Source organism: Nocardioides marmoribigeumensis, assembly GCF_031458325.1.
In the GTDB taxonomy this organism is placed as follows: Bacteria; Actinomycetota; Actinomycetes; order Propionibacteriales; family Nocardioidaceae; genus Marmoricola_A; species Marmoricola_A marmoribigeumensis.
This window is the reverse complement of the sequence record NZ_JAVDYG010000001.1, coordinates 291,808-312,856: the sequence shown is the minus strand read 5'-3', so window position 1 is coordinate 312,856 and position 21,049 is coordinate 291,808. Positions and strand designations below refer to the sequence as shown.

Annotated in this window: 16 protein-coding genes; 11 read left to right on the top strand and 5 right to left on the bottom strand. The window is 71.8% G+C overall.

Annotated elements, in window-relative coordinates; translation table 11 throughout:
- Nucleotides 1-47 precede the first annotated feature (47 nt).
- Entirely contained in the window at nt 48-2,018 is a 1,971-nt protein-coding gene (locus tag J2S63_RS01500) for a choice-of-anchor K domain-containing protein (protein WP_310297670.1), read from the bottom strand.
- Nucleotides 2,019-2,376: 358 nt separating this feature from the next.
- On the bottom strand, nt 2,377-4,038 hold the full coding sequence (locus tag J2S63_RS01495; protein ID WP_310297667.1) for an ABC1 kinase family protein: 1,662 nt from the start codon (nt 4,036-4,038) through the stop codon (nt 2,377-2,379).
- A gap of 105 nt (nt 4,039-4,143) precedes the next feature.
- Between J2S63_RS01495 and J2S63_RS01490 the strand changes: the two genes are divergently transcribed.
- The 3 genes from J2S63_RS01490 (at nt 4,144) to J2S63_RS01480 (ending at nt 8,679) form a co-directional block, all read left to right on the top strand.
- A complete protein-coding gene (locus tag J2S63_RS01490) occupies nt 4,144-5,169 on the top strand; it encodes an NAD(P)H-binding protein (RefSeq protein WP_310297662.1) in 1,026 nt (341 codons plus the stop codon).
- A gap of 105 nt (nt 5,170-5,274) precedes the next feature.
- On the top strand, nt 5,275-7,062 hold the full coding sequence (locus J2S63_RS01485) for a hypothetical protein (RefSeq protein WP_310297659.1): 1,788 nt from the start codon (nt 5,275-5,277) through the stop codon (nt 7,060-7,062).
- A 27-nt stretch (nt 7,063-7,089) separates the two neighbouring features.
- Nucleotides 7,090-8,679, top strand: a complete 1,590-nt coding sequence (locus J2S63_RS01480; RefSeq protein ID WP_310297656.1) for a N,N-dimethylformamidase beta subunit family domain-containing protein — start codon at nt 7,090-7,092, stop codon at nt 8,677-8,679.
- A gap of 15 nt (nt 8,680-8,694) precedes the next feature.
- Here J2S63_RS01480 and J2S63_RS01475 read toward each other — a convergent pair whose 3' ends face one another.
- Nucleotides 8,695-10,692: a TolB family protein gene (locus J2S63_RS01475; RefSeq protein ID WP_310297654.1), complete on the bottom strand. Its 1,998-nt coding sequence runs from the start codon at nt 10,690-10,692 to the stop codon at nt 8,695-8,697.
- Nucleotides 10,693-10,840: 148 nt separating this feature from the next.
- Here J2S63_RS01475 and J2S63_RS01470 point away from each other — a divergent pair, with 148 nt between their 5' ends.
- Nucleotides 10,841-10,990 carry a hypothetical protein gene (locus tag J2S63_RS01470; RefSeq protein ID WP_310297651.1) on the top strand — a complete coding sequence of 50 codons (150 nt, stop codon included), beginning with the start codon at nt 10,841-10,843 and terminating at the stop codon, nt 10,988-10,990.
- Between the two features lie 15 nt (nt 10,991-11,005).
- Here the strand turns inward: J2S63_RS01470 and map are convergent, their stop codons facing one another.
- Nucleotides 11,006-11,857 carry a type I methionyl aminopeptidase gene (gene map / locus J2S63_RS01465; RefSeq protein WP_310297648.1) on the bottom strand — a complete coding sequence of 284 codons (852 nt, stop codon included), beginning with the start codon at nt 11,855-11,857 and terminating at the stop codon, nt 11,006-11,008.
- A gap of 43 nt (nt 11,858-11,900) precedes the next feature.
- On the opposite strand from map, the gene J2S63_RS01460 reads away from it, so the two are divergent.
- Together J2S63_RS01460 and J2S63_RS01455 are read left to right on the top strand one after the other, a co-directional pair.
- Nucleotides 11,901-12,095, top strand: a complete 195-nt coding sequence (locus J2S63_RS01460; RefSeq protein ID WP_310297646.1) for a hypothetical protein — start codon at nt 11,901-11,903, stop codon at nt 12,093-12,095.
- 35 nt (nt 12,096-12,130) lie between these two features.
- On the top strand, nt 12,131-12,496 hold the full coding sequence (locus J2S63_RS01455) for a hypothetical protein (protein WP_310297643.1): 366 nt from the start codon (nt 12,131-12,133) through the stop codon (nt 12,494-12,496).
- Nucleotides 12,497-12,502: 6 nt separating this feature from the next.
- Here J2S63_RS01455 and panB read toward each other — a convergent pair whose 3' ends face one another.
- Nucleotides 12,503-13,363, bottom strand: coding sequence for a 3-methyl-2-oxobutanoate hydroxymethyltransferase (gene panB, locus J2S63_RS01450; protein WP_310297640.1), 861 nt, complete (start codon nt 13,361-13,363; stop codon nt 12,503-12,505).
- A 68-nt stretch (nt 13,364-13,431) separates the two neighbouring features.
- Between panB and J2S63_RS01445 the strand changes: the two genes are divergently transcribed.
- Genes J2S63_RS01445 through J2S63_RS01425 form a run of 5 tightly spaced genes read left to right on the top strand, consistent with a single transcriptional unit; the run spans nt 13,432 to nt 21,000 of the window.
- Nucleotides 13,432-13,854 carry a DUF4345 family protein gene (locus tag J2S63_RS01445; RefSeq protein WP_310297637.1) on the top strand — a complete coding sequence of 141 codons (423 nt, stop codon included), beginning with the start codon at nt 13,432-13,434 and terminating at the stop codon, nt 13,852-13,854.
- A gap of 18 nt (nt 13,855-13,872) precedes the next feature.
- Complete coding sequence (locus J2S63_RS01440) at nt 13,873-15,906, top strand: NAD(+) synthase (protein WP_310297634.1); 2,034 nt, start codon at nt 13,873-13,875, stop codon at nt 15,904-15,906.
- A 19-nt stretch (nt 15,907-15,925) separates the two neighbouring features.
- Nucleotides 15,926-17,263 (top strand): glutamine synthetase family protein, encoded by a 1,338-nt coding sequence (locus J2S63_RS01435; RefSeq protein ID WP_310297631.1) that lies wholly within the window; start codon nt 15,926-15,928, stop codon nt 17,261-17,263.
- Between the two features lie 3 nt (nt 17,264-17,266).
- A complete protein-coding gene (locus J2S63_RS01430; RefSeq protein WP_310297628.1) occupies nt 17,267-18,013 on the top strand; it encodes a type 1 glutamine amidotransferase in 747 nt (248 codons plus the stop codon).
- Complete coding sequence (locus J2S63_RS01425) at nt 18,010-21,000, top strand: bifunctional [glutamine synthetase] adenylyltransferase/[glutamine synthetase]-adenylyl-L-tyrosine phosphorylase (protein ID WP_310297625.1); 2,991 nt, start codon at nt 18,010-18,012, stop codon at nt 20,998-21,000. Before J2S63_RS01430 ends, J2S63_RS01425 begins: the two co-directional genes overlap by 4 nt.
- The last annotated feature ends 49 nt before the right edge of the window (nt 21,001-21,049 follow it).

Genomic DNA, 21,049 nt, shown 5'->3' with positions numbered 1-21,049 from the left:
ACCTGGCCCCGGGTCGTTCTCGACGCTACCTGAGCCTCGGTCCACGGTCAGCCGTGGATCACGATGCTTCCGTTGGCCAACGCCGTTGACGGGTCAGCGGAGTCGGCTGCGCCGAGCCCGTTGTCGTACACGACCGCGCCGGTCGACTTGTCCCAGATCTTCAGGCGCAGCGTGTCCGCGGTCCGGGTGGCAGCGCGGTCGCCGTCACGGGCAGTGAGCATGAACCCGTAGCCACTCCGTCCGTTGACCGTCCCGTCGCCCTTGTACTGCGCCTTGGCCCCGGCGACCACCAGCCACTGGTAGCTGGTGGAGTGGAAGTCCAGACCCGCTGCCTGGAACATGAACTGCGTCTCCCCGTCGGGCGTGGATGCGCCCTTCTTGTACTTGGCGACGAAGCCGAAGTTCGCCTTGCCTGTCAGGTCCGGAGCGGCGGTGTACGCGCCCCGCGGGGACATGATCCAGCCGCCACCGGTGACGAAGCCCGCACTCGGGTCGTAGACCACGACGTAGCTCGACTCGCCCGTGTCGGTGCCGCCGTCGTCGTCGGTGACGGTCACGGTCACGGTGTAGATGCCGGCCTCTGCGTAGGTGTGGCTCCCGGTGCACTGCCCGGTCGCCGAATCGCTCGCCACCGGGCTCCCGTCACCCCACTCGACCCCGCATGTGTGGGTGTCGTGCGTGCCGGCGTCGGTGAAGGGAGCCGTCACGGTGACGGCTGACCCGATACCGAGCGGGGCGCTCGTGGACGAGGACACGGTCCCGAGCACGGGTGCGGCGTTCGTCAGCATCACTGTCTGGGCGTCGGACGTGACGCCACCGTTGCCGTCATCGGCGGAGAGCCTCACCTGGAACGTGCCGTCGTCGGTGCAGGTGAGGATCGGGTCCACCGCTGAGGCGTCGCTGAAGGTGCAGGTTGCGCCGGGGTCCACGTCAGGCCCTGCGGTGTAGGTCCAGGCCAGGGTGAGCGGGTCGTGGTCCCCATCGGTGGCGGTCCCGATGAGCGCGACGGGGCTGCCCTCGGCGCCGGAGTAGGGGCCGCCGGCCGAGACCACGGGAGCCTTGTTGACCTGCCGGATCAGCACGTCCACTGCGTCGGTGTCGGTGTACGTGGGCTCGAGCTGGTCGGCCACCGTGAGCTGGAATCTCACCGTCTGGTCGGAGGCCACCTCGGGAGCGGTGAAGGTCGTTTGCGCGGCGTGGGGGTCGCTGAGCGTGACCGTCGGGCCTGCCGTCTGGGTCCAGGTGTAGTCGAGCCCGCTGACCTGGGAGCCGGTGCCGTCGAGCGTGACCGCGTCGCCCTCGTCGACCGCTTGGTCGGGCCCGGCGTCCGCGTCCAACAGCGACTGCTTCGTGACCTGACCGACCAGCTCGACGGTGCTGGAGCCGCCCTCCTGGCTGGTCATCGTGGTCTGTACGACGCTGCTGCCGGGCGCCCGGAACCCGAGCAGGGTGAGCTGGTAGCGCATGTTGCCCAGGTCGACCGGGTCGAAGGCAACCCCACCGGCGGGCAGCCGGATGAAGTCCGGGCACGGATTGGCGCTGCCTGGGCAGTTCGAGACCTCGTTGGGCACCTCGTCGACGTTCAGGGTGAAGGTGACCGCGTCGTTGAAGGTCACCGTGCGGGTGGTGTCGGCGACCGTCGTGGCGATGCGGAGCTTGACCGAGGTGATCTCGGTGCCGCCGTAGATCGGCAGGTTGGTGTGCTTGAGCGTACCGATCACGAACGGGTCCGCGCCGACGTCGTTGGCGACGTGAGGGGTGTAGCCGAGGGCGCTCTGTCCGCCACTGCCCGCCGGTTGGCCCCACTTGACCTGGTAGGGCGGGGTGCCACCCGGGCACGCCGGCTGAGAGGATCCACCGCCGCAGTAGGCGAGCTGCGAGGACGAGGCCGAGGTCGCCGGCGTGGCGTCGGAGAACCCACCAGTGTTGGTGACGTTGATGGCGGCGAGTGCTGGTGCGCCGACGGTGACCATGGCGGCCGTCAGGCTCGCGGCGAACAGGTGCAGTCGGTTTCCCATGTGGGCCCCCCGAGTTAGTGGATCAAGGCCCCCGACGGCCCGAGACGATCCGATGCAGCCAAGTTGGACCCTCGAATGTCCAATGACCATGACATCGAATGACTAGCGGCGCAGGGACCATCTGCCCGTGGAGCCGTCGCGCTGCGCATCCCCGTGGGACACCTGGTTGGGGGGCTGGCTGCTGACGCAGCGGCGACCGAGAAGTACGCCCTGGGTCGGACACAGCGCCGAGATCGACACGTGCAACTCCGTCGTCGTCCTCAACGGCTGGCACGGGTTCGGGCGGGCGGCCGCGACGAGGTGAGGCGTCGCCACGACGGGACAGCGCCGACCCTCGCTGGGGCCGACGTCCCGCTGGTCAGCCCCGTCGCTGGATGCGCACCTTGCGGGTGGTGAGGGCGATGCGGGCCAGCATGCCGAGCGAGACCAGGACGGCGACGACGAAGACGACCAGGGCGATGCGGTTCTCGACCGACGAGCCGTCGCTCGACGGTCTGGCGAGGAGCGCGGAGGCCAGGATCATCGCGGCCAGGACCACCGCGGCCGACAGGACGTTGGCGAGCTTGTGGAGCCCGTGCAGGAACTCGTCCTCGTCGAACGCCTTGATCCGCAGCTCGAAGTTGCCCTTGCCCACGGCGTCGAAGGCCCGATTGACCCGGCCGGGCAGCTCCTCGACGAACTCCTTGGCCTCCAGCATCGAGGCCATGACCGACGCCGGTGTCGTGCGCATGGACGACCGCATCAGGTCGGCCATGTGCCGTTGCAGCGCGTCGCGGGGCTGGAAGTCGGGGTCGAGGGTGCCGGCGACCTGGTCGAGGTTGAGCAGGGTCTTGCCCAGCATCACGAGCTCGGGGTCCATGCGGAGCCCGGTCTCGCCCGCGGTGCGGGTCAGCTGCAGCACGAGCGCCCCGATGTCCAGGTCGGAGACGGAGGCGTCGGCGGTGCGTCCGACCAGGTCGGCGACGGCGCGCTCGAACGCGGCCTCGTCGAACTCCGGGCGCGCGTCCCCCAGCGTGATCGCGATGCGCGTGACCTCGTCGGGGCGCGCGTCGGCCAGGGCCAGGAAGAGCTTGACGAGCTTGTCGCGCACCGCGGGTGCCAGGCGAGCGATCATGCCGATGTCCAGCAGGACGAGCCGGCCGTCCCGCGTGACGAAGACGTTGCCCGGGTGGGGGTCGGCGTGGAAGACGCCCTCGACGAGGACCTGGTCGAGGTAGGTCTTGAACAGCTGGTCGGCCAGCGGGGCGCCGTCGAGCTCGAGCCGGGCCAGCGGACCGAGGTCGGTCACCTTGCGCCCCTCCACGAACTCCATCGTCAGGACCTTGCCGGTGGTGAGGTCGGGGTAGGGCTCCGGGACGACGATCAGGTCCTGACCGGCGACCATCTCGCGCATGCGCGCGAGGTTGTCCGCCTCGCGGCGGTAGTCGAGCTCGTCCACCAGCGCCTTGCGGAACTCCTCGAGCAGCGGGACGAACCCGAAGCGCCGGCCGGTCTCGGTGTGCTCGTCGAAGAAGGTCGCCAGCTCGGCCAGCACCTCCATGTCCTGGCGCACCTGCTCGCGGATCCCGGGTCGCTGCACCTTGACCACGACCTCGCGGCCGTCGCGCATCGTCGCGCGGTGGACCTGGCCCAGGGAGGCCGCGGCCAGCGGGGTGGGGTCGAAGGTGGGGAAGAGGTGCGACAGCCGCACCTGCAGCTCGTCGGCGACGATCTCCCGGACCTCCTCGAAGGAGAAGGGGGCCACGTCGTCCTGCAGGCGGGAGAGGGCCTCGATGTAGACCGGGCTGAGCAGGTCCACCCGGGAGGACATGAGCTGGCCCAGCTTGATGAAGGCCGGCCCCATCTCCTCCAGGTCGTCGGCCAGACGCTCGGCGGCCGCGGGGTCACCGTCGGGGCCCATCTCGTCGAGCCCGGAGTCGATGCCGGCCGACTTGACCAGGTCGCCGCGACCGTGGCGGACCAGCAGCAGCGCGATCTGTCGGTAGCGCGTGGCGTGGGCAGGATCGATTCGCAGCTTCATGGTGCTCAGAGCCTACGGGCCGCGGCGGTTCACCAGCGCGGCGCTAGGTTCGGTCGGGCAGCCGCCCGACGAGGCACCGACCACTGCGCACAGAGCGGAGGAACCGTGAAGATCCTGGTGACCGGAGCGACCGGCTACGTCGGCGGCCGGCTCGTGCCGGTCCTCCTCGACCGCGGCCACGACGTGCGTACGACGACCAGCAGTCCCGACCGCGAGCAGCCGTGGTGGGCCGACCGGGTGGAGACCGTCGTCATGGACGCCCTCGACCCCCAGCAGGTCGCGGACGCGTGCGAGGGCGTCGACGCGGTCTACTACCTGATTCACGGGATGGGCGGGGAGGACTTCGCCCGGACGGACCGCGAGGCCGCGACCAACATGGCGGACGCCGTGCGCCGGCACGACGTGGGCCGGGTGGTCTACCTGTCCGGACTCGTGCCCGAGGTGGACGACGAGGAGCTGTCCGCGCACATCACGTCCCGCCGCGAGGTCGAGCGCATCCTGAGCGACACACCCGCCACCGTCGTCGTCCTGCGTGCCGCCGTCCTGGTCGGGAGCGGGTCGACGTCCTTCGAGATCATCCGCCAGGTCAGCGAGCGCCTGCCCGTGCACACCGTGCCGACCTGGATGGACTCGCTCGTGCAGCCGATCGCGGTGGTCGACGTGCTCGAGGCGCTGGCCGGGGCACTGGACCACGAGGGCCCCTCCCGGCACTACGACGTCGGAGGGCCCGAGCAGCTGCGCTACGGCGCCCTGATCGAGCAGTACACCAAGCACGCCGGGCTCGAGCGGCCCCAGGTCGAGGTGCCACTGCTGCCCACCGCACTCGTCGGACAGCTGGTCGGCAGCCTGACCGACGTGCCCCAGCTGACGGTGGAGGCACTCGTGGAGAGCCTCCACCACGACATGGTCGCCGCGGACGACGACTTCCTCCGCCTGCTGTCCGACAGCCACCGGCTCGTCGGGCTCGAGGAGGCCTTCCGGCGGGCACTCGCCGAGCCGGTGTCGAGCCCCGAGGACGCCGACCCCATGGGCCCGATGCCGCAGGACCCGGTGTGGGCGAGCGGCGGGGACGAGCGGCCCGTGGCGGCCAAGGTGGCCGACGCGGTCAAGGACGTCCTGCCGCGCCCGTGAGGCCGCGGGAGCGACGGCGGAACCCGACCTCCAGGTCGGCTCATCCGTCCGAAACCGGGCCCTTGGTCCGCTGTGCACGCAAGGGAGCAGGTCGACACTGAGCGCGTGAGGCGCGGGATCCAGGTCCTCGCGGCGCTCGTCCTGCTGGCGGCGCCGTTGTCGTGGCCGCGAGTGGCGGGCGCGACGGTGCAGCACGTCTGGTCGGTGGTGACGGGGACGGCCTCGGGGCCGATCGACGCGGGGGCGTCGAAGACCTTCCAGGTGGCGTGCCCGGTGGGGGAGTACACCCCGATCTCGGGCGGCTACTCCTCGCAGAACGGCCTCGACCTGCGACGCGCCTCGGAGCGGCTGGAGTTCGGCAAGGGCGGCTACTACGAGGTCCGGCTGGACAACAACGACACCGGCGCCTCCGACGTCGTGACGCTGACCGTGCTGTGCGTGCCGACGTCGTACTTCTCGACGTCGACCAAGGTCAGCACATCCAGCTACAGCGGCTCGGGTGCGGGGAACCCGCCGGACCAGCGCAACTTCGGCGGGGCGACGTGCCCGACGGACAGCTGGTTCGCACTGCAGCCCACGGTGAGCTTCGACAGCCCGGGCACGCTGCTGGCCGCCGGCAGGACCAACGAGCACTCGGCGTGGCACGTCGAGGGGTGGAACGAGACGGCCGGCGTGAAGATGACGGTCACCGTCACCTGCGTGCCTTTCGCCGAGGTGCCCGCCTTCTACTCGACGGCCCACACCGACTCCCTGGACGGTCGGTGGGCGACCCCGGTCACGGTCAGCTGTCCGAGCGGCATGACGGCGATCGGCGGCAGCACCATGCAGGACGGGATCTTCACCATCGACGGTGCGTGGGGAGCGATCTCGATCCTGGGCCACGTGTCCGGCAACAGCTACTCCGCGACCACCGAGACCCTCGCCGGTGGCAAGGTCTACACCCGCGTGGAGTGCCTGCCGGCGGCGAACCCGACCGTGAGCGTCGCCGGTCAGCCCTGGCCCGACAGCAGGTCGGGCGCTGCTCACTGGACGTGGAGCGCCACCGACCCGGCATCCGGCGGCTTCTACAAGATGGCCTACACGTGCACCGTCGAGCACGTGACCCAGGGGACGAGCGAGGCACCGTTCTCCTGCACCAGCCCGTACGACGCGACCGGGCTCCCGGACGGTGTCCACCGCCTGACGGTGAAGGTGACCACCGACGACGGGCGGGAGGCTACCGGGACCTCCGACGTGGTCGTCGACACGACCTCACCCACCGTCGCCCTCACCGCCCCGACCAAGCGCTTCACCCTCGGGTCGAGCGTCACGGTGAGGTGGTCCGGGAGCGACGCGACGACCGCCGTGGCGTCGTACCGCACCAGGTTCCGCAGCGCCGGGCGCAACGGGGCGTGGAGCACGTGGGGCACGCCGGTCACCAGCGCCGGCACCGCGACGGCGCGCACGTTCACCGGGCTGCGTCGCGGTCGGACCTACTGCTTCGCGACCCAGGCCGTGGACGCCCGCGGCAACGTCTCGGCGTGGACCGTCCCGCGCTGCACGGCGGTGCCGTGGGACGACCGCGACCTCTCCTGGTCGAGCGGGTGGACCAGGACGCAGCCCTCCAGCTGGTTCCGCGGCACCGCGTCGTCGACCCGGACCCGGGGACAGAACCTGGTCATCGACGCCACCACGCGCCGCATCGCGCTGGTGGCGCAGCGCTGCCCGACCTGCGGCAAGGTGGAGGTCCGGCTCGGGGCGACGAGGATCGGGGTGGTCGACCTCAGCGGCCCCCTGGCCCGACGGGTCTTCAACCTGCCCGCCTTCTCCACGCGCACCGGCACGGTGACGGTGCGGGTGCTGTCCGACGGCAAGCTGGTCAAGGTCGACGCCCTCGGCCTCAGCGTGACCTGAGGCCGGAGCCGGACCCGGGGATCGGTCATGACGGTCGCGACAGTCCTCGCACCCGCGCTCGCCGGGGGCGTGGCCGCGGCGGCCCTGGTGCTCGCCGGGTGCACCGTCGACCCGGACACCGACACGAACGCCAGGCACCACTCCACCCCGACGGCCCGGACGAGCAGCCGGCCCGCGGGCACCGGCGTGACGGGCCCTGGTCCTCCGGTGACCCGTCCCGAGTGGACCCGACCCGGCACCACCGAGTGGCGAGCCGACCGGCCCGCGGAGCACCAGGAGATCCAGGGCTTCACCACGCGCGCGGGGGCGCCGCCCGGCACGCCGCTGGTGCTCAAGGTGTCCACGGCCGCTCGGTCGTTCCGTGCCGGCGCCTACCGGATCGGTGCCTATCGCGGCGGGACCTCACGCCTGGTGTGGCGCTCGGGCTGGGTGGCGGGCACGGTCCAGCCGCAGCCACGCTTCGCGGCGTACCGCACCCGGACGATCGAGGCTCCCTGGCGCACCAGCCTGATCGCCGACACCTACGGCTGGCCGCCGGGGTTCTACGTCCTGCGCCTGACGACCCGCTCGGGGACCGACTTCCAGGTGCCCTACGTCGTGTCGTCGCGGTCGTCCGCCGGCACGGTCGTGCTGGGCGTCCCGGTGCTGACCTGGCAGGCCTACAACCTCTGGGGCGGCTACAGCCTCTACGCGAGCCTGAGCGGTGACCAGCGCGCGCACGCGGTGAGCTTCGACCGGCCGTACTTCGGTGTGAACGGCTTCAACGACTTCCGCACCTCCGTCGTGCCGCTGGTGGTGCGGAGCGAGGCCACGCACGTGCCCCTGTCGTACGTCGCGAACGTGCAGCTGGACCGTCGGCCGGGGCTGCTGGCCGGCGCGCGCGCCTACGTGTCGCTGGGTCACGACGAGTACTGGACCCCGGGCATCCGACGCGCCGTGCAGCGGGCGAGGGCGCGGGGGACCAACCTGGCGTTCCTCGGTGCGAACACCGCCTACTGGCGGGTGCGACTGGGGCGCACGGGCACGGGTCCCGACCGCCTGGTCGTCGGCTACCGCAGCGACGCGGTCGCCGACCCGGCGCTCGACACCTCCCCGGCCGAGGCGACGGCGCGCTTCCGCGACCCGCCCGCCGCGCACCCGGAGAACTCGCTCACCGGGATGCTCTACGAGTGCTACCCGGCCGACGCCGACTACACGGTGGTGTCCCCGCGCTGGTGGGGGTTCCGAGGCACAGGTGTCCGCGCAGGCTCGTCGTTCCCGATGCTCGTGGGCAACGAGGCCGACCGGGTCTACCCGGGTCCGGCCTCGCCGCGGCGGCTGCAGGTGCTCAGCCACGCGCCGTACGTCTGCCGCGGCGTGCCGACGACCTCCCAGTCGGTCTGGTTCACCACGGCGTCGGGCGCCGGCGTGTTCACGGCGGGCACGCTGCGGTGGGGCTGTGCGGTGTGGGACGTCTGCGACAAGCCCCTCGGTCGTCGGACCCAGGAGTTCGTGCGACGGGTGACCGCCAACGTCCTCCACGGTCTCGCCCGAGGACCGGCGGGGCGGCTCCACCCGGCGCGTCCCAACGTCGGGGCGTTCGACCTGCCACGCACCAACTCGGTCCCGGCCAGCTGAGCGGCGCGGGCGAGCTCAGCCCAGCGCGCGGGTGAAGACGTCGAACCGGTAGTTGGTGTCGGAGCCCGGGATGAGCCACTGCGAGCCGGAGTCGAACGTCACCCGGGACCCGGTCGACGTCAGCCCGGTCGCCACCGACGCGCCGGCGAAGTAGCCGGCCCCACCCCACGAGCCGCGGTCGGTGACCGAGGCGAGGGCGGTCGTGCCGCCGGCGACGTCGTGGACGTAGGCCTCGGCGTGGAAGTAGGCACCCGGCTCCTTGTCGCGACGGTCGTCGCCGGCCACCAGGTCGTCGGCGTCGCTGGTGAACGCCACCGTGGAGCCGTCACCGGAGATGACCGGCGCCGTGGCCGAGACCAGCACGCCGGACCGGTTGCGGGAGAGGGCCACCGTGCCCTTGCCGGCCCGCCAGAGGTACGTCGGGGAGAAGTAGGGGTCGTCCTGGTCGTCGAGGGTCCGGACGTTGCCGGAGAACACCACCGCGCTGCCGTCGTCGGAGACGTCGAGCCCTCCGCTCGGGAAGCCGGTGTAGGGGTCGCCCTGGGTGAAGTAGACCTGGTCGACGGCGCCGGTGCTGAGGTTGCGCCGGTAGAGCCCACGCCGGTCGGTGCCCCCGGCCGGGCCGATGTCGTCGGAGGTGCTGGAGAAGACCACCCAGCCGCCGTTGCCGGACATGTCGGCGTAGAAGCCGCCACCGCCGCTGAGCGGTTGTCCGGCGCCGTTGCGGCTCACCAGCGTGGTCGTCCCCGCGTCGAGGTCGCGGACGTAGGCGTCGTACCTCCCGTTGGTGTCCTCCGGGACGAGCCCGTCCAACGGGCTGCTGAAGAGCACCCGTCGACCGCCGTTGCTGATCGCGAGGTTGGAGTACTCCTGCACCGGGTCGCCCGTCACGAGCGCGTCGCCGTCGGTGCGGGAGGCCAGCACGGTGGTGCCCCCGACGAGGTCGGTGACGAAGACGTCGTCGCGACCGTTGGTGTCACCGGCCACGAGGTCGGGGGAGGAGGTGGCGAAGGCGACGTAGCGGCCGTTGCCCGAGATCTCGGCCTCGACCCGGTCGTACCAGTTGACCTGCTTCATCGGACCGCCGGAGCGCGCGACCGAGACGAGACGGGTGGTGCCGGCCTGGAGGTCGCGGACGAACACGTTGCGGTGCCCCTGGGGGTCGACACCGGGGACGAGGTCGGCGGCGTCGGAGACGAAGGCGACGTAGCGGCCGCTGTCGGAGATGCTCGAGCCCAGGGACTCGCCTTCGGACGGGTAGTTGCGCTTGGGGGTGACCGAGACGAGCTTGGTCGGGCCCGAGTTGTCGGCGCCGTAGACCTCGAGCTGGTGGGTGGTCGACGTGGCCGCCGCGAGCGTGCCCGCGGAGGTGGTGACCCGCGGGACCCGGGCCCGCACGGGCACCACACCGACCTCCTGCACCTGGAACTCGCTGTCGGTGAAGGTGCCGGCGCTCGTGACCTTGCCGGCGCCACAGGCGTCCCAGCCGTACGTCGGGTCCTTGCACTCGATCGACACCAGCTGGCCCGCCGGCGTCCTCGTGATCGTCCCGGACACCTTGATCGTCTTGTAGGCGACCAGGGCGGGCGGGAGGTCGAGCGTGATCGTGCGGGCGATCACGGACGTCACCCTCACCTGTCGAGACGGCGAGATCGCCCCGGAGAGCCTCCGGCCGTTGACGGTGGCGGCGACCACGCGGGCCCGGTAGGTCTTGGTGCCGGCGGAGGACGGCTTGACCCCGGTGCGGTAGGCACCTCCCGACGTGGTCGTGCGGACCGTCTTGACCTTGGCCCAGCCCGTGCTCGTCCTGCGGTCGATGATCACAGGGGTCCCGACGGGTGACCGGGTCACCGCGCCCTTCAGGGTCACCGTCTGGCCGAGCGAGATGGTCGACGCGCTCGTCGACAGCGTGATCGTGCGGGTGACCGCTGCCTGTGCCGGGGGAGCGATCAGGCCCCCCGACAGCAGCAGCGTGGTGAGCGTGGCGACGAGACCGAGCACGTGGTGCGCCATGGTGTGTTCCCCCCTCGGGTCCCAGGTTGGGACGATCCTGGTCGGACCGGGGCGAGTCCGACCAGTGGCCAACGTCCCCGTCCGGTCCTTGCCGCGCCCCTCCTCGTGGAGCGAGCATGGGAGCACGACGTCAGCCAGGAGGCGCCCCGTGGCCGAGACCAGGAAGTCCCGCTTCACCACCCTGCCCGAGCCGGTCTCGCTCGACGACACGATCGCGTCCCAGGACACCACTCCGGCGCCCGACCCCGAGAGCGGTCGCGACACCGATCGCGACTTCCTCCTGCGCTACGCCCCCTGAGCCCGCCGACGAGGCTCACCCGGTGGTGGTGAGGACCTCGGCCCCGTCAGGGGTGACCAGCAGCGTGTGCTCGAACTGCGCGCTCGGTCGCTTGTCCTTGGTGGTGACGGTCCAGCCGTCGGGCCACATGTCCCACTGGGGCGTGCCCAAGCACAGCATCGGCTCGATGGTGAACGTCATGCCGACCTCGATGAGGTCGTCGTAGGCCGGGTCGTCGTAGTGGGGGACCACCAGCCCGGAGTGGAACGCCGTGCCGATGCCGTGCCCGGTGAACTCGCGCACGACGCCGTAGCCGAACCGGCCGGCGTACGCCTCGATGACGCGCCCGATCACGTTGATCCGCCGGCCGGGCTTGACCGCGCTGATGCCGCGTCGCAGGGCCTCCTCGGTGCGCCCGACGAGGTCGCGGGTCTCCTGCCGCACCCCCGGGGTCAGGAAGGTCGCGTTGGTGTCGCCGTGGACGCCGTCGAGGAAGGCGGTGATGTCGACGTTGACGATGTCGCCGTCCTCGATCCGTCGGCTGTCGGGGATGCCGTGGCAGATCACCTCGTTGACGCTGGTGCACAGCGACTTGGGGAAGCCGCGGTAGCCCAGGGTGGAGGGGTAGGCGCCGTGGTCGCAGAGGAACTCGTGACCCACCCGGTCGAGCTCGTCGGTCGTCACCCCGGGAGCGACGTGGCGGCCCACCTCCTGCAGTGCCTGCGCGGCGAGCCGACCCGCGACCCGCATCCGCTCGATGGTCTCGGCGTCCTTCACCTCGGGACCGTCGTACGGCGCGGGCGCGGGCCGGTCGACGTACTCCGGGCGGGCGATGTGTGGCGGGACGGACCGGCGGGGAGAGATGCTGGCAGGAGCGAGGACGGTCACGGGCGCGAGTCTAGGCACGGGCCGCGAGACGGAGGAGCGGGAGATGTCCGACGAGCAGGAGTACTGGTTCTGCCTCAAGCACCACACGGTCGAGCCCCGCGAGGGCTGCCGCAACCAGGACCGTCTCGGTCCCTACTCCACCGAGGCCGAGGCCTCGAGCGCGCTCGACAAGGTCGAGCAGCGCAACGAGGACTGGGACCAGGACCCCAAGTGGACCGGCGACAACGCCCCCGAGTGAGCGTGCGCGCGTGACCCACAGGGCATGATCGGGCCATGAGCGACCCCGACCCGGCCCCTCACCCACCCGTCGACGGCACTGGGGAGCTGCCGCGGACCGAACCTCTCGACAGGTCGTCGGTCGACCGCTGGACGGCGCCCCCGGCGACCGCGCGTCCCCAGCGGGCGTCGTTCATCGGCATGGCGTGCATGGCGATGGTGCTGTTCCTGATCCTCGCCTCGGGCGCGGTCGTGCCCTGGTGGGGGCTCGCGCTGCTGACCGTCGTCTGGGTCGCCGCGCTCCTGCAGGGCGCCCGGTGGTTCATGACCCACCCGGGGCGCGTGCTCGCGCTGCCCGTCGCGATGGTCGCGCTGTGGCTCGCCGTGCTGTACGGCGGCGCCGTGCTGCTCGGCTGGGGGTGACCCGCGTCAGAACGTGTGCTCGGGCCCGGGGAACTCGCCCGACGCGACGTCGGCGGCGTACGCCTGCGCGGCCTGGAGCATCACGCCGTGCAGGTCGGCGTACTGCTTGACGAAGCGGGGCATCCGGCCCGTGCGCAGGCCGAGCATGTCCTGCCACACCAAGACCTGGCCGTCGCAGCGGTTGCCGGCGCCGATGCCGATCGTGGGGATCTCGAGCTTGGCCGTCACCTCGGCCGCGACGTCGCCGGGCACCATCTCCATCACGACCGCGAACGCCCCCGCGTCCTGCATGGCCAGGGCGTCGTCGAGCACCTTGGACGAGGCGTCGCCGCGGCCCTGGACGCGGTAGCCGCCGAGCGTGTGCTCGGACTGCGGGGTGAAGCCGATGTGCGCCATCACGGGGATGCCGCCCTGCACGAGCTTGGCGACCTGGGGTGCCATCTCGGCGCCGCCCTCGAGCTTGACGCAGTGGGCGTCGGCCTCCTTCATGAAGCGCACCGCGGTGAGGTAGGCCTGCTCCGGGGACGCCTGGTAGGACCCGAACGGCAGGTCGGCCACGACCAGGGCGTAACGCGTCGACCGGGTCACCGCCCGCACGAGCGGGATCAGCTCGTCGACGGTGACGGGCAGGGAGGTCTCGTTGCCGTAGACGTTGTTGGAGGCCGAGTCGCCCACGAGGAGCACGGGGATGCCGGCCTCGTCGAACGTGGCCGCGGTGTACATGTCGTAGGAGGTGAGCATCGCGAAGCGCTCGCCGCGCTGCTTCATCTCGCGCAGGTGCTGCGTGCGCACCTTGCGGCGGGTGGAGGTCGCGGGGGCGGAGGAGGAGGCGCCACCGTACGGCGCGGGCTGCTCGGCATCGCTCATGGACCGACGATAGACCCGTGTGACGGAGGCGGCGGTGTGACCGCCGACACGAGGGGAAGGGTCTACCCATGAACGGACTCATCAAGCTCAGTGCCCTCGCGCTCGCCGGCATCGGCGGCGTCGCCATCGCCCAGCCCGAGCGCATCCCCGCGCTCCACGGCGGCAAGGCGGAGACGCCGGACGCCCGCACCGAGGTGCGGGCGGTGTACGGCGGCACGTGCCTGGCGATGGCGGGCCTGCTGGTGGTGCGTCCCAGCAGCGCGGGCACCATCGGATCCCTCATGGCCGGCACCGCGGCGGGCCGCGCGGCGAGCATCGCGCAGGAGGGCCAGGCCTCCGACCTCACCCGCGGCGTCCTGGCGGCGGAGGCCGCGGTCGCGGCGGCCCTGATCCTGGGTCGCGGCCAGATCGCCGCGGGTCACGCGGCCTCGGCGATCTCCTCCAAGGCCGGTGACGCGGCGTCGGCGGTGCAGACTGCGGTCACTCGCTGACCTGGCTACGGTCGGCGCATGGACTTCCGCTCGGCGTACGCCCATGGCTTCGCACGCGTCGCCGCCTGCACCGTGCCCGTCTCCGTCGCCGACCCGGCGACCAACGCCGCGTCGGTGCTGCGCACCGCCCAGGAGTGCCACGACGAGGGGGCCGCGGTCGCGGTGTTCCCCGAGCTGGGCCTGAGCGGCTACGCGATCGACGACCTGGTCCTGCAGGACCCGTTGCTGGACCAGGTGCGCGTGGCCGTCGAGACCCTGGTCGAGGCCTCGCGCGAGCTGCGGCCGGTGCTCGTCGTCGGCGCCCCGCTGGCTCATGGCAACCGGGTCTACAACTGCGCGGTCGTCATCCACGACGGCGAGGTGCTCGGCGTCGCGCCGAAGTCCTACCTGCCGACCTACCGCGAGTTCTACGAGCGGCGCTGGTACGCCCCCGGTGACGACCGGCGCGGCGACACGATCCGTCTCGGCGACCGTGAGGTGCCGTTCGGCCCCGACCTGCTCTTCGAGGCGACCGACGTGCCCGGCCTCGTCCTGCACGTCGAGGTGTGCGAGGACATGTGGGTGCCCGTCCCGCCCTCGTCGGAGGCCGCGCTCGCCGGTGCCACGGTGCTGGCCAACCTGTCCGGCAGCCCGATCACGGTCGCCCGCGCCGAGGACCGGCGGCTGCTGGTCCGCTCGGCCAGCCAGCGGTGCCTGGCGGCCTACCTCTACGCCGCCGGCGGTGAGGGGGAGTCCAGCACCGACCTGTCCTGGGACGGACAGACGATGGTCTACGAGGTCGGCTCGCTCCTCGGCGAGACCGAGCGCTTCCCCCAGGGCCCCCGCCGTACGGTCGTCGACGTCGACCTGGACCAGCTGCGTCAGGAGCGGCTGCGGATGGGGACGTTCGACGACAACCGGCGGACGCATGCCGGCAGGGGGTTCCGGACGGTCGCGTTCACGGTCGACCCGCCGGCCGGCGACATCGGCCTGCGCCGCAAGGTCGACCGTTTCCCGTTCGTGCCGGACGACGTCAGCCGCCTGGCCCAGGACTGCTACGAGGCCTACAACATCCAGGTCGCCGGGCTCGAGCAACGGCTCCGCACGATCGGCAACCCCAAGGTCGTCATCGGCGTCTCGGGTGGCCTCGACTCGACCCAGGCGCTCATCGTGGCGGCTCGCGCGATGGACCGGCTGGGCCGACCCCGCACGGACATCCTCGGCTACACGCTGCCCGGCTTCGCCACCGGCGAGACCACCAAGGGCAACGCCTGGAAGCTGGCCGAGGCCCTCGGCATCACCTTCGAGGAGATCGACATCCGACCCGCCGCCAAGGCGATGCTCACCGACATGGGGCACCCCTTCGCCGACGGCGAGGAGGTCTACGACATCACCTTCGAGAACGTCCAGGCCGGCCTGCGCACCGACTACCTCTTCCGGCTGGCCAACCAGAAGGGCGGCATCGTCCTCGGCACCGGTGACCTGTCCGAGCTCGCGCTGGGCTGGTGCACCTACGGCGTCGGCGACCAGATGTCGCACTACGCGGTCAACACAGGCGTCCCCAAGACGCTCATGCAGCACCTGATCCGCTGGGTCGTCTCGGAGGAGATCTTCGACGACAAGGTCAACGACGTGCTCGCCGAGATCGTCGAGCAGAAGATCACCCCCGAGCTCATCCCCGGCAAGGACGGCGAGACCGAGCAGGACACGGAGGCCTCGATCGGCCCCTACTCCCTGCAGGACTTCACGCTCTTCCACGTGCTGCGCTACGGCTTCCGGCCGAGCAAGATCGCCTTCCTCGCCGAGCACGCCTGGTCGGACAAGGACCGGGGGGAGTGGCCGCCCGGGTTCCCGGAGGAGCGACGGGCGGAGTACTCGCGGGAGGACGTCGTGCACTGGCTCGAGGTCTTCTGCAAGCGGTTCTTCGCCTTCGCCCAGTTCAAGCGGTCGGCCCTGCCCAACGGTCCCAAGGTCTCGGCGGGCGGCTCGCTGTCACCGCGCGGGGACTGGCGCGCTCCCTCCGACGGCAACGCGGCGGCCTGGTTGGCCGACCTCGAGCGCGTTCCTTCCTGACGCCTGCGAGGATGGGGCCATGGGCAAGCAGGAAGACTTCGTGCTCCGAGCGCTCGACGAGCGTGACGTCCGGTTCGTCCGGCTCTGGTTCAGCGACGTGCTGGGATTCCTCAAGTCGGTGGCGATCGCCCCGGCGGAGCTCGAGGGCGCCTTCGCGGAGGGCATCGGCTTCGACGGCTCGGCGATCGAGGGCTTCGCGCGGGTCTACGAGGCCGACATGCTGGCCAAGCCCGACCCCTCGACGTTCCAGATCCTGCCGTGGCGGGGGGAGGGGCCGTCCACCGCGCGCATGTTCTGCGACATCGTCATGCCCAACGGCTCTCCGTCGTACGCCGACCCGCGCTACGTCCTCAAGCGCACGCTGAGCAACGCCGCCAAGCAGGGCTACACCTTCTACACGCACCCCGAGATCGAGTTCTACCTGTTCAAGAACCAGCCCGAGCCGGGCGTCGAGCCGGTGCCGGTCGACCGCAGCGGGTTCTTCGACCACACCGCCACCAGCCGCGGCTCCAACTTCCGCCGCGAGGCGATCACGATGCTCGAGCAGATGGGCATCTCCGTGGAGTTCTCCCACCACGAGGGCGGTCCCGGTCAGCAGGAGATCGACCTGCGCTACGCCGACGCCCTGTCGACCGCCGACAACATCATGACCTTCCGCACGGTGGTCCGTGAGGTGGCGCTGAGCCAGGGCATGTGGGCCAGCTTCATGCCCAAGCCGTTCACCACGCACCCCGGCTCCGGGATGCACACGCACGTCTCGCTGTTCGAGGGCGACCGCAACGCGTTCTTCGAGGCCGGCGCCGAGTACCAGCTCTCCAAGTCCGGGCGCCAGTTCATCGCGGGCATCCTGCGCCACGCCGCCGAGATCACCTGCGTGACCAACCAGTGGGTCAACTCCTACAAGCGGCTCATGGGCGGCGGCGAGGCCCCCTCCTATATTTGTTGGGGTCACAACAACCGGTCCGCCATGGTCCGCGTGCCGATGTACAAGCCCAACAAGGGCCAGTCGACCCGTGTCGAGCTGCGCACGATCGACGCCGCATGCAACCCCTACCTCGCCTTCGCCGTCGTGCTCGCGGCCGGCATGAAGGGCATCGAGGAGGGCTACGAGCTGCCCGCCGAGGCCGAGGACGACGTCTGGTCGCTGACCGACCGCGAGCGCAAGTCGCTCGGCATCCAGCCGCTGCCCAAGACCCTCTACGAGGCGATCGCGGTGATGGAGGAGAGCGAGCTGCTCGCCGAGACGTTGGGGGAACGGGTCTACGACTTCTTCCTGCGCAACAAGCGCGCCGAGTGGGACGCCTACCGCGGCCAGGTCTCGATCTGGGAGCGCGACCAGATGCTCCCGGTCATCTGAGCGGTGGCCGACTCAGAAGGGGCCCGGCCGACGTCCGTCCTGGTCGTCCAGCACGAGGACGGTGCCCCCGCCGGGTGGTTCGGTGAGCACCTGGAGGCGGCCGGTCTCCGGCTCGACGTACGACGGCCCTACGCCGGCGACGCGCTCCCGCCCCTGACGTCGTACGACGGCCTGCTCGTGCTGGGCGGGGCGATGGACTCCTGGGACGACGAGGGCACCCCGTGGTTGCCGGCGGTGCGCGCCCTCGTGCGTGCCGCCGCCACGACCCGCACCCCGGCGCTGGGGATCTGTCTCGGGCACCAGCTCGCCGGCCTCGCCCTGGGCGGCGGCGTCGAGCGCAACCCGGGCGGCGCGACCGTCGGGCTGCAGGCCGTGGGATGGCTGCCCGAGGCCGCGGCCGACCCGCTGATCAGGTCCTCCACGGGAGCGACGACGGTCGCGCACTGGAACTCCGACGTGCTGACCGAGCTCCCTGACGGCACGGTCGTGCTCGCCCGCAGCGCCGACGGGGCCGTCCAGATCGCCCGGCTCACCGACACGGTGTGGGGCGTGCAGTGCCACCCCGAGGTCGACGCCGCGATCGTGCGGACCTGGGTGGAGGAGGAGCTGCCGCGGGTCGCCGACGAGCCGAGCCGCGGGCCGCTCAACCGCTACGTCGCCGAGATGGAGCAGCAGGAGAAGGACCTGCGGACCCAGTGGGAGCCGCTGGCCGACGCGTTCGCGGGCCTGGTCCGGGACGGCGTCGCATGAGCCGGCAGGAGACCCCGCGGGGCCAGCTCCGCCGGCTGGGGTTCCAGCAGCTCGACCGCAGCGAGCGCGCGCTGGAGAAGCTCGGTGAGCACGCCTCGGTCCTCCTGGGCGACCTGGGCTCGACGGCCGACCCCGACCTGGCCCTCGACCGGCTGGTCGACCTCGCCACCTGCCTCGACCAGCGCGAGGACGGGGCGGGGGTCGCCATGCTGCGCCTGCTCGCGCGCGACGACCTGACCGCCCACCGGCTGCTGCGCGTCCTGGGGGCGAGCAACGCCCTGGGTCACCACCTGCTGCGCCATCCCGACCACTGGGAGGACCTGGCCGACCCGCTGCTCGACTCGGCCCGCCCCGCGGCGTACGCCGTCCGCGCCCGGCTGCTGGAGGCGGTCGGCGCGGACCCGGCCGCCGACGTGCCCGTCGCGCAGGGGGACGACGCCGAGCTGTGCGACGTCCTGCGTGTGACCTACCGGCGGCTGCTGCTCGGGATCGCCGCCCGCGACCTGGCCCATCGGTTCGGCATGGCCGACGTCGCCGCCGAGCTGTCCGACCTGGCCGCCGGCGTCCTGGAGGCCGCGCTGGCGGTCGCTCGGCAGCGCGTCGGCGCGGAGGACGCGGCGACCGCGCGCCTGGCCGTGATCGCGATGGGCAAGTGCGGGGCGCACGAGCTCAACTACGTCAGCGACGTCGACGTGGTCTTCGTGGCGGAGGCCGCCGAGGGGGCCGACGAGCAGCAGGCCCACCGGGTCGCGACCCAGCTCGCCTCCCACCTGGTCAAGATCTGCTCCGACCACACGCCCGAGGGCACGATCTGGCCGGTCGACGCGGGCCTGCGGCCCGAGGGCAAGCACGGGCCGCTGGTGCGGACGCTGGCCAGCCACGTCGGCTACTACGAGCGGTGGGCCAAGACCTGGGAGTTCCAGGCGCTGCTGAAGGCACGCCCCGTGGCCGGTGACCTCGACCTCGGACACGTCTACGTCGAGGCGCTCCACCCGATGGTCTGGGAGGCCGCGCAGCGCGAGGGCTTCGTCAGCCAGGTGCAGGCCATGCGCCGGCGCGTGGTCGCGCACATCCCCGCCAAGGAGGCCGACCGCCAGCTCAAGCTCGGCAGCGGTGGCCTTCGCGACGTGGAGTTCGCCGTCCAGCTGCTCCAGATGGTCCACGGGCGACACGACGAGTCGATCCGCATCCCGACCACGATGGCGGCGCTCGAGGCGCTCACCGAGGGTGCCTACATCGGTCGCCCCGACGGGCAGGCCCTGCTGGAGGCCTACAGCTTCCTGCGGACCGTGGAGCACCGCCTGCAGCTGTTCGGGCTCCGGCGCACGGCCCTGATCCCGCAGGACGAGGAGTCGCTGCGCCGGCTGGGCCGCTCGCTCGGCTTCTTCAAGGACCCGATGAACGAGCTCGCCGAGGCGCTCAAGGAGCGTCGCCGCGAGGTGCGCCGCCTGCACGAGAAGCTCTTCTACCGGCCGCTGCTCGCCTCGGTGGTCAGGGCGCCCGGCTCGCTGAGCGAGGCGGCCGCCAAGGACCGGCTCTCCGCCCTGGGCTACCTCGACCCCGACGCGGCCCTGCGCCACCTCGCCGCCCTGAGCGAGGGCACGTCGCGCACCGCCGCGATCCAGAGGACGCTCCTCCCGGTCATGCTCGAGTGGTTCGCCGACGCGCCCTACCCCGACGCGGGCCTGCTGGGCTTCCGCAAGATCAGCGAGGCCCTCGGCCGCACGCCGTGGTACCTCTCCATGCTCCGTGACGAGGGCGAGGTCGCCGAGCGCATGGCGCGCATCCTCGCGTCGAGCCGCTACGCCACCTCCCTGCTGCAGCGCGAGCCCAACGGCGTCAAGCTCCTGGCCGGCGACCAGCTCGTGCCGCAGGACCGGGAGACGCTGCAGACCGAGATGCTGGCCGCGGCCATGCGGCAGAGCGACGGGGACGCCGCCATCGGCCTGGTCCGGGGCGTGCGCCGGCGGGAGCTGCTGCGCATCGCCGCAGCAGACCTGTCGGGGGTGGTGGACGACGTGGAGCAGGTCAGCGAGGCGCTGACCGACCTCACCCATGCGACCCTCGAGGCGGCGCTCGCGATCGCCGTACGACGGGTGGGGAGCCAGCGCGAGACTCCGCTCCCGACCCGGCTGGCGATCGTGTCGATGGGCCGGCTCGGCGGGCACGAGGTGGGCTACGGCAGCGACGCCGACGTGCTGTTCGTGCACGAGCCCGTGGAGGGCGCCGAGCCCGAGGACGCGGCACGGGCCGCGCAGGCGGTGGCCAACGAGCTGCGCCGGCTGCTCGGCACGGCGGGCAGCGACCCGGCGCTCGAGGTCGACGCCGACCTGCGCCCCGAGGGCAAGGGCGGGCCGCTGGTGCGCACCGTCGAGTCCTACGCCGCCTACTACAGCAAGTGGTCGGCGGTGTGGGAGGCGCAGGCGCTGCTGCGTGCCGAGGCGGTGGTCGGCGACGAGGGGGTCTGCGGCCACTACATGGAGCTGGTCGACCGGCTGCGCTTCCCCGGCGAGGGGCTGTCCTTCGCCGACGTCCGAGAGATCCGCCGGATCAAGGCCCGCGTCGACAACGAGCGCCTGCCGCGCGGGGCGGACCGCAAGACCCACCTCAAGCTCGGGCGCGGAGGCCTGGGCGACATCGAGTGGACCGTGCAGCTGCTGCAGATGCGCCACGCCCACAACAGCCCCGGGCTGCGGACGACCAGGACGCTGCCAGCACTCCGTGCGGCGGTCGAGGAGGGCTTCGTCGAGGCCGAGGACGCCCAGATGATGACCGAGGCCTGGCTGATGGTCAGCCGCATCCGCAACCTGATCACCTTGGTCCGCGGCAAGCCGAGCGACGAGCTGCCGCGAGAGACCGGCGAGCTGACCGCGCTGTCGGTGCTGATGGGCTACTCACCCGACGAGGCCGACGCGCTGGTCAACGACTACCTGCGCGTGACCCGGCGCGCCCATGCCGTGGTCGAGCGGGTGTTCTGGGGGGGGTAGCCCACCCGCTCAGCGGGGAAGAGGTCATTGTCCCGGCGTGGCGCCTCCT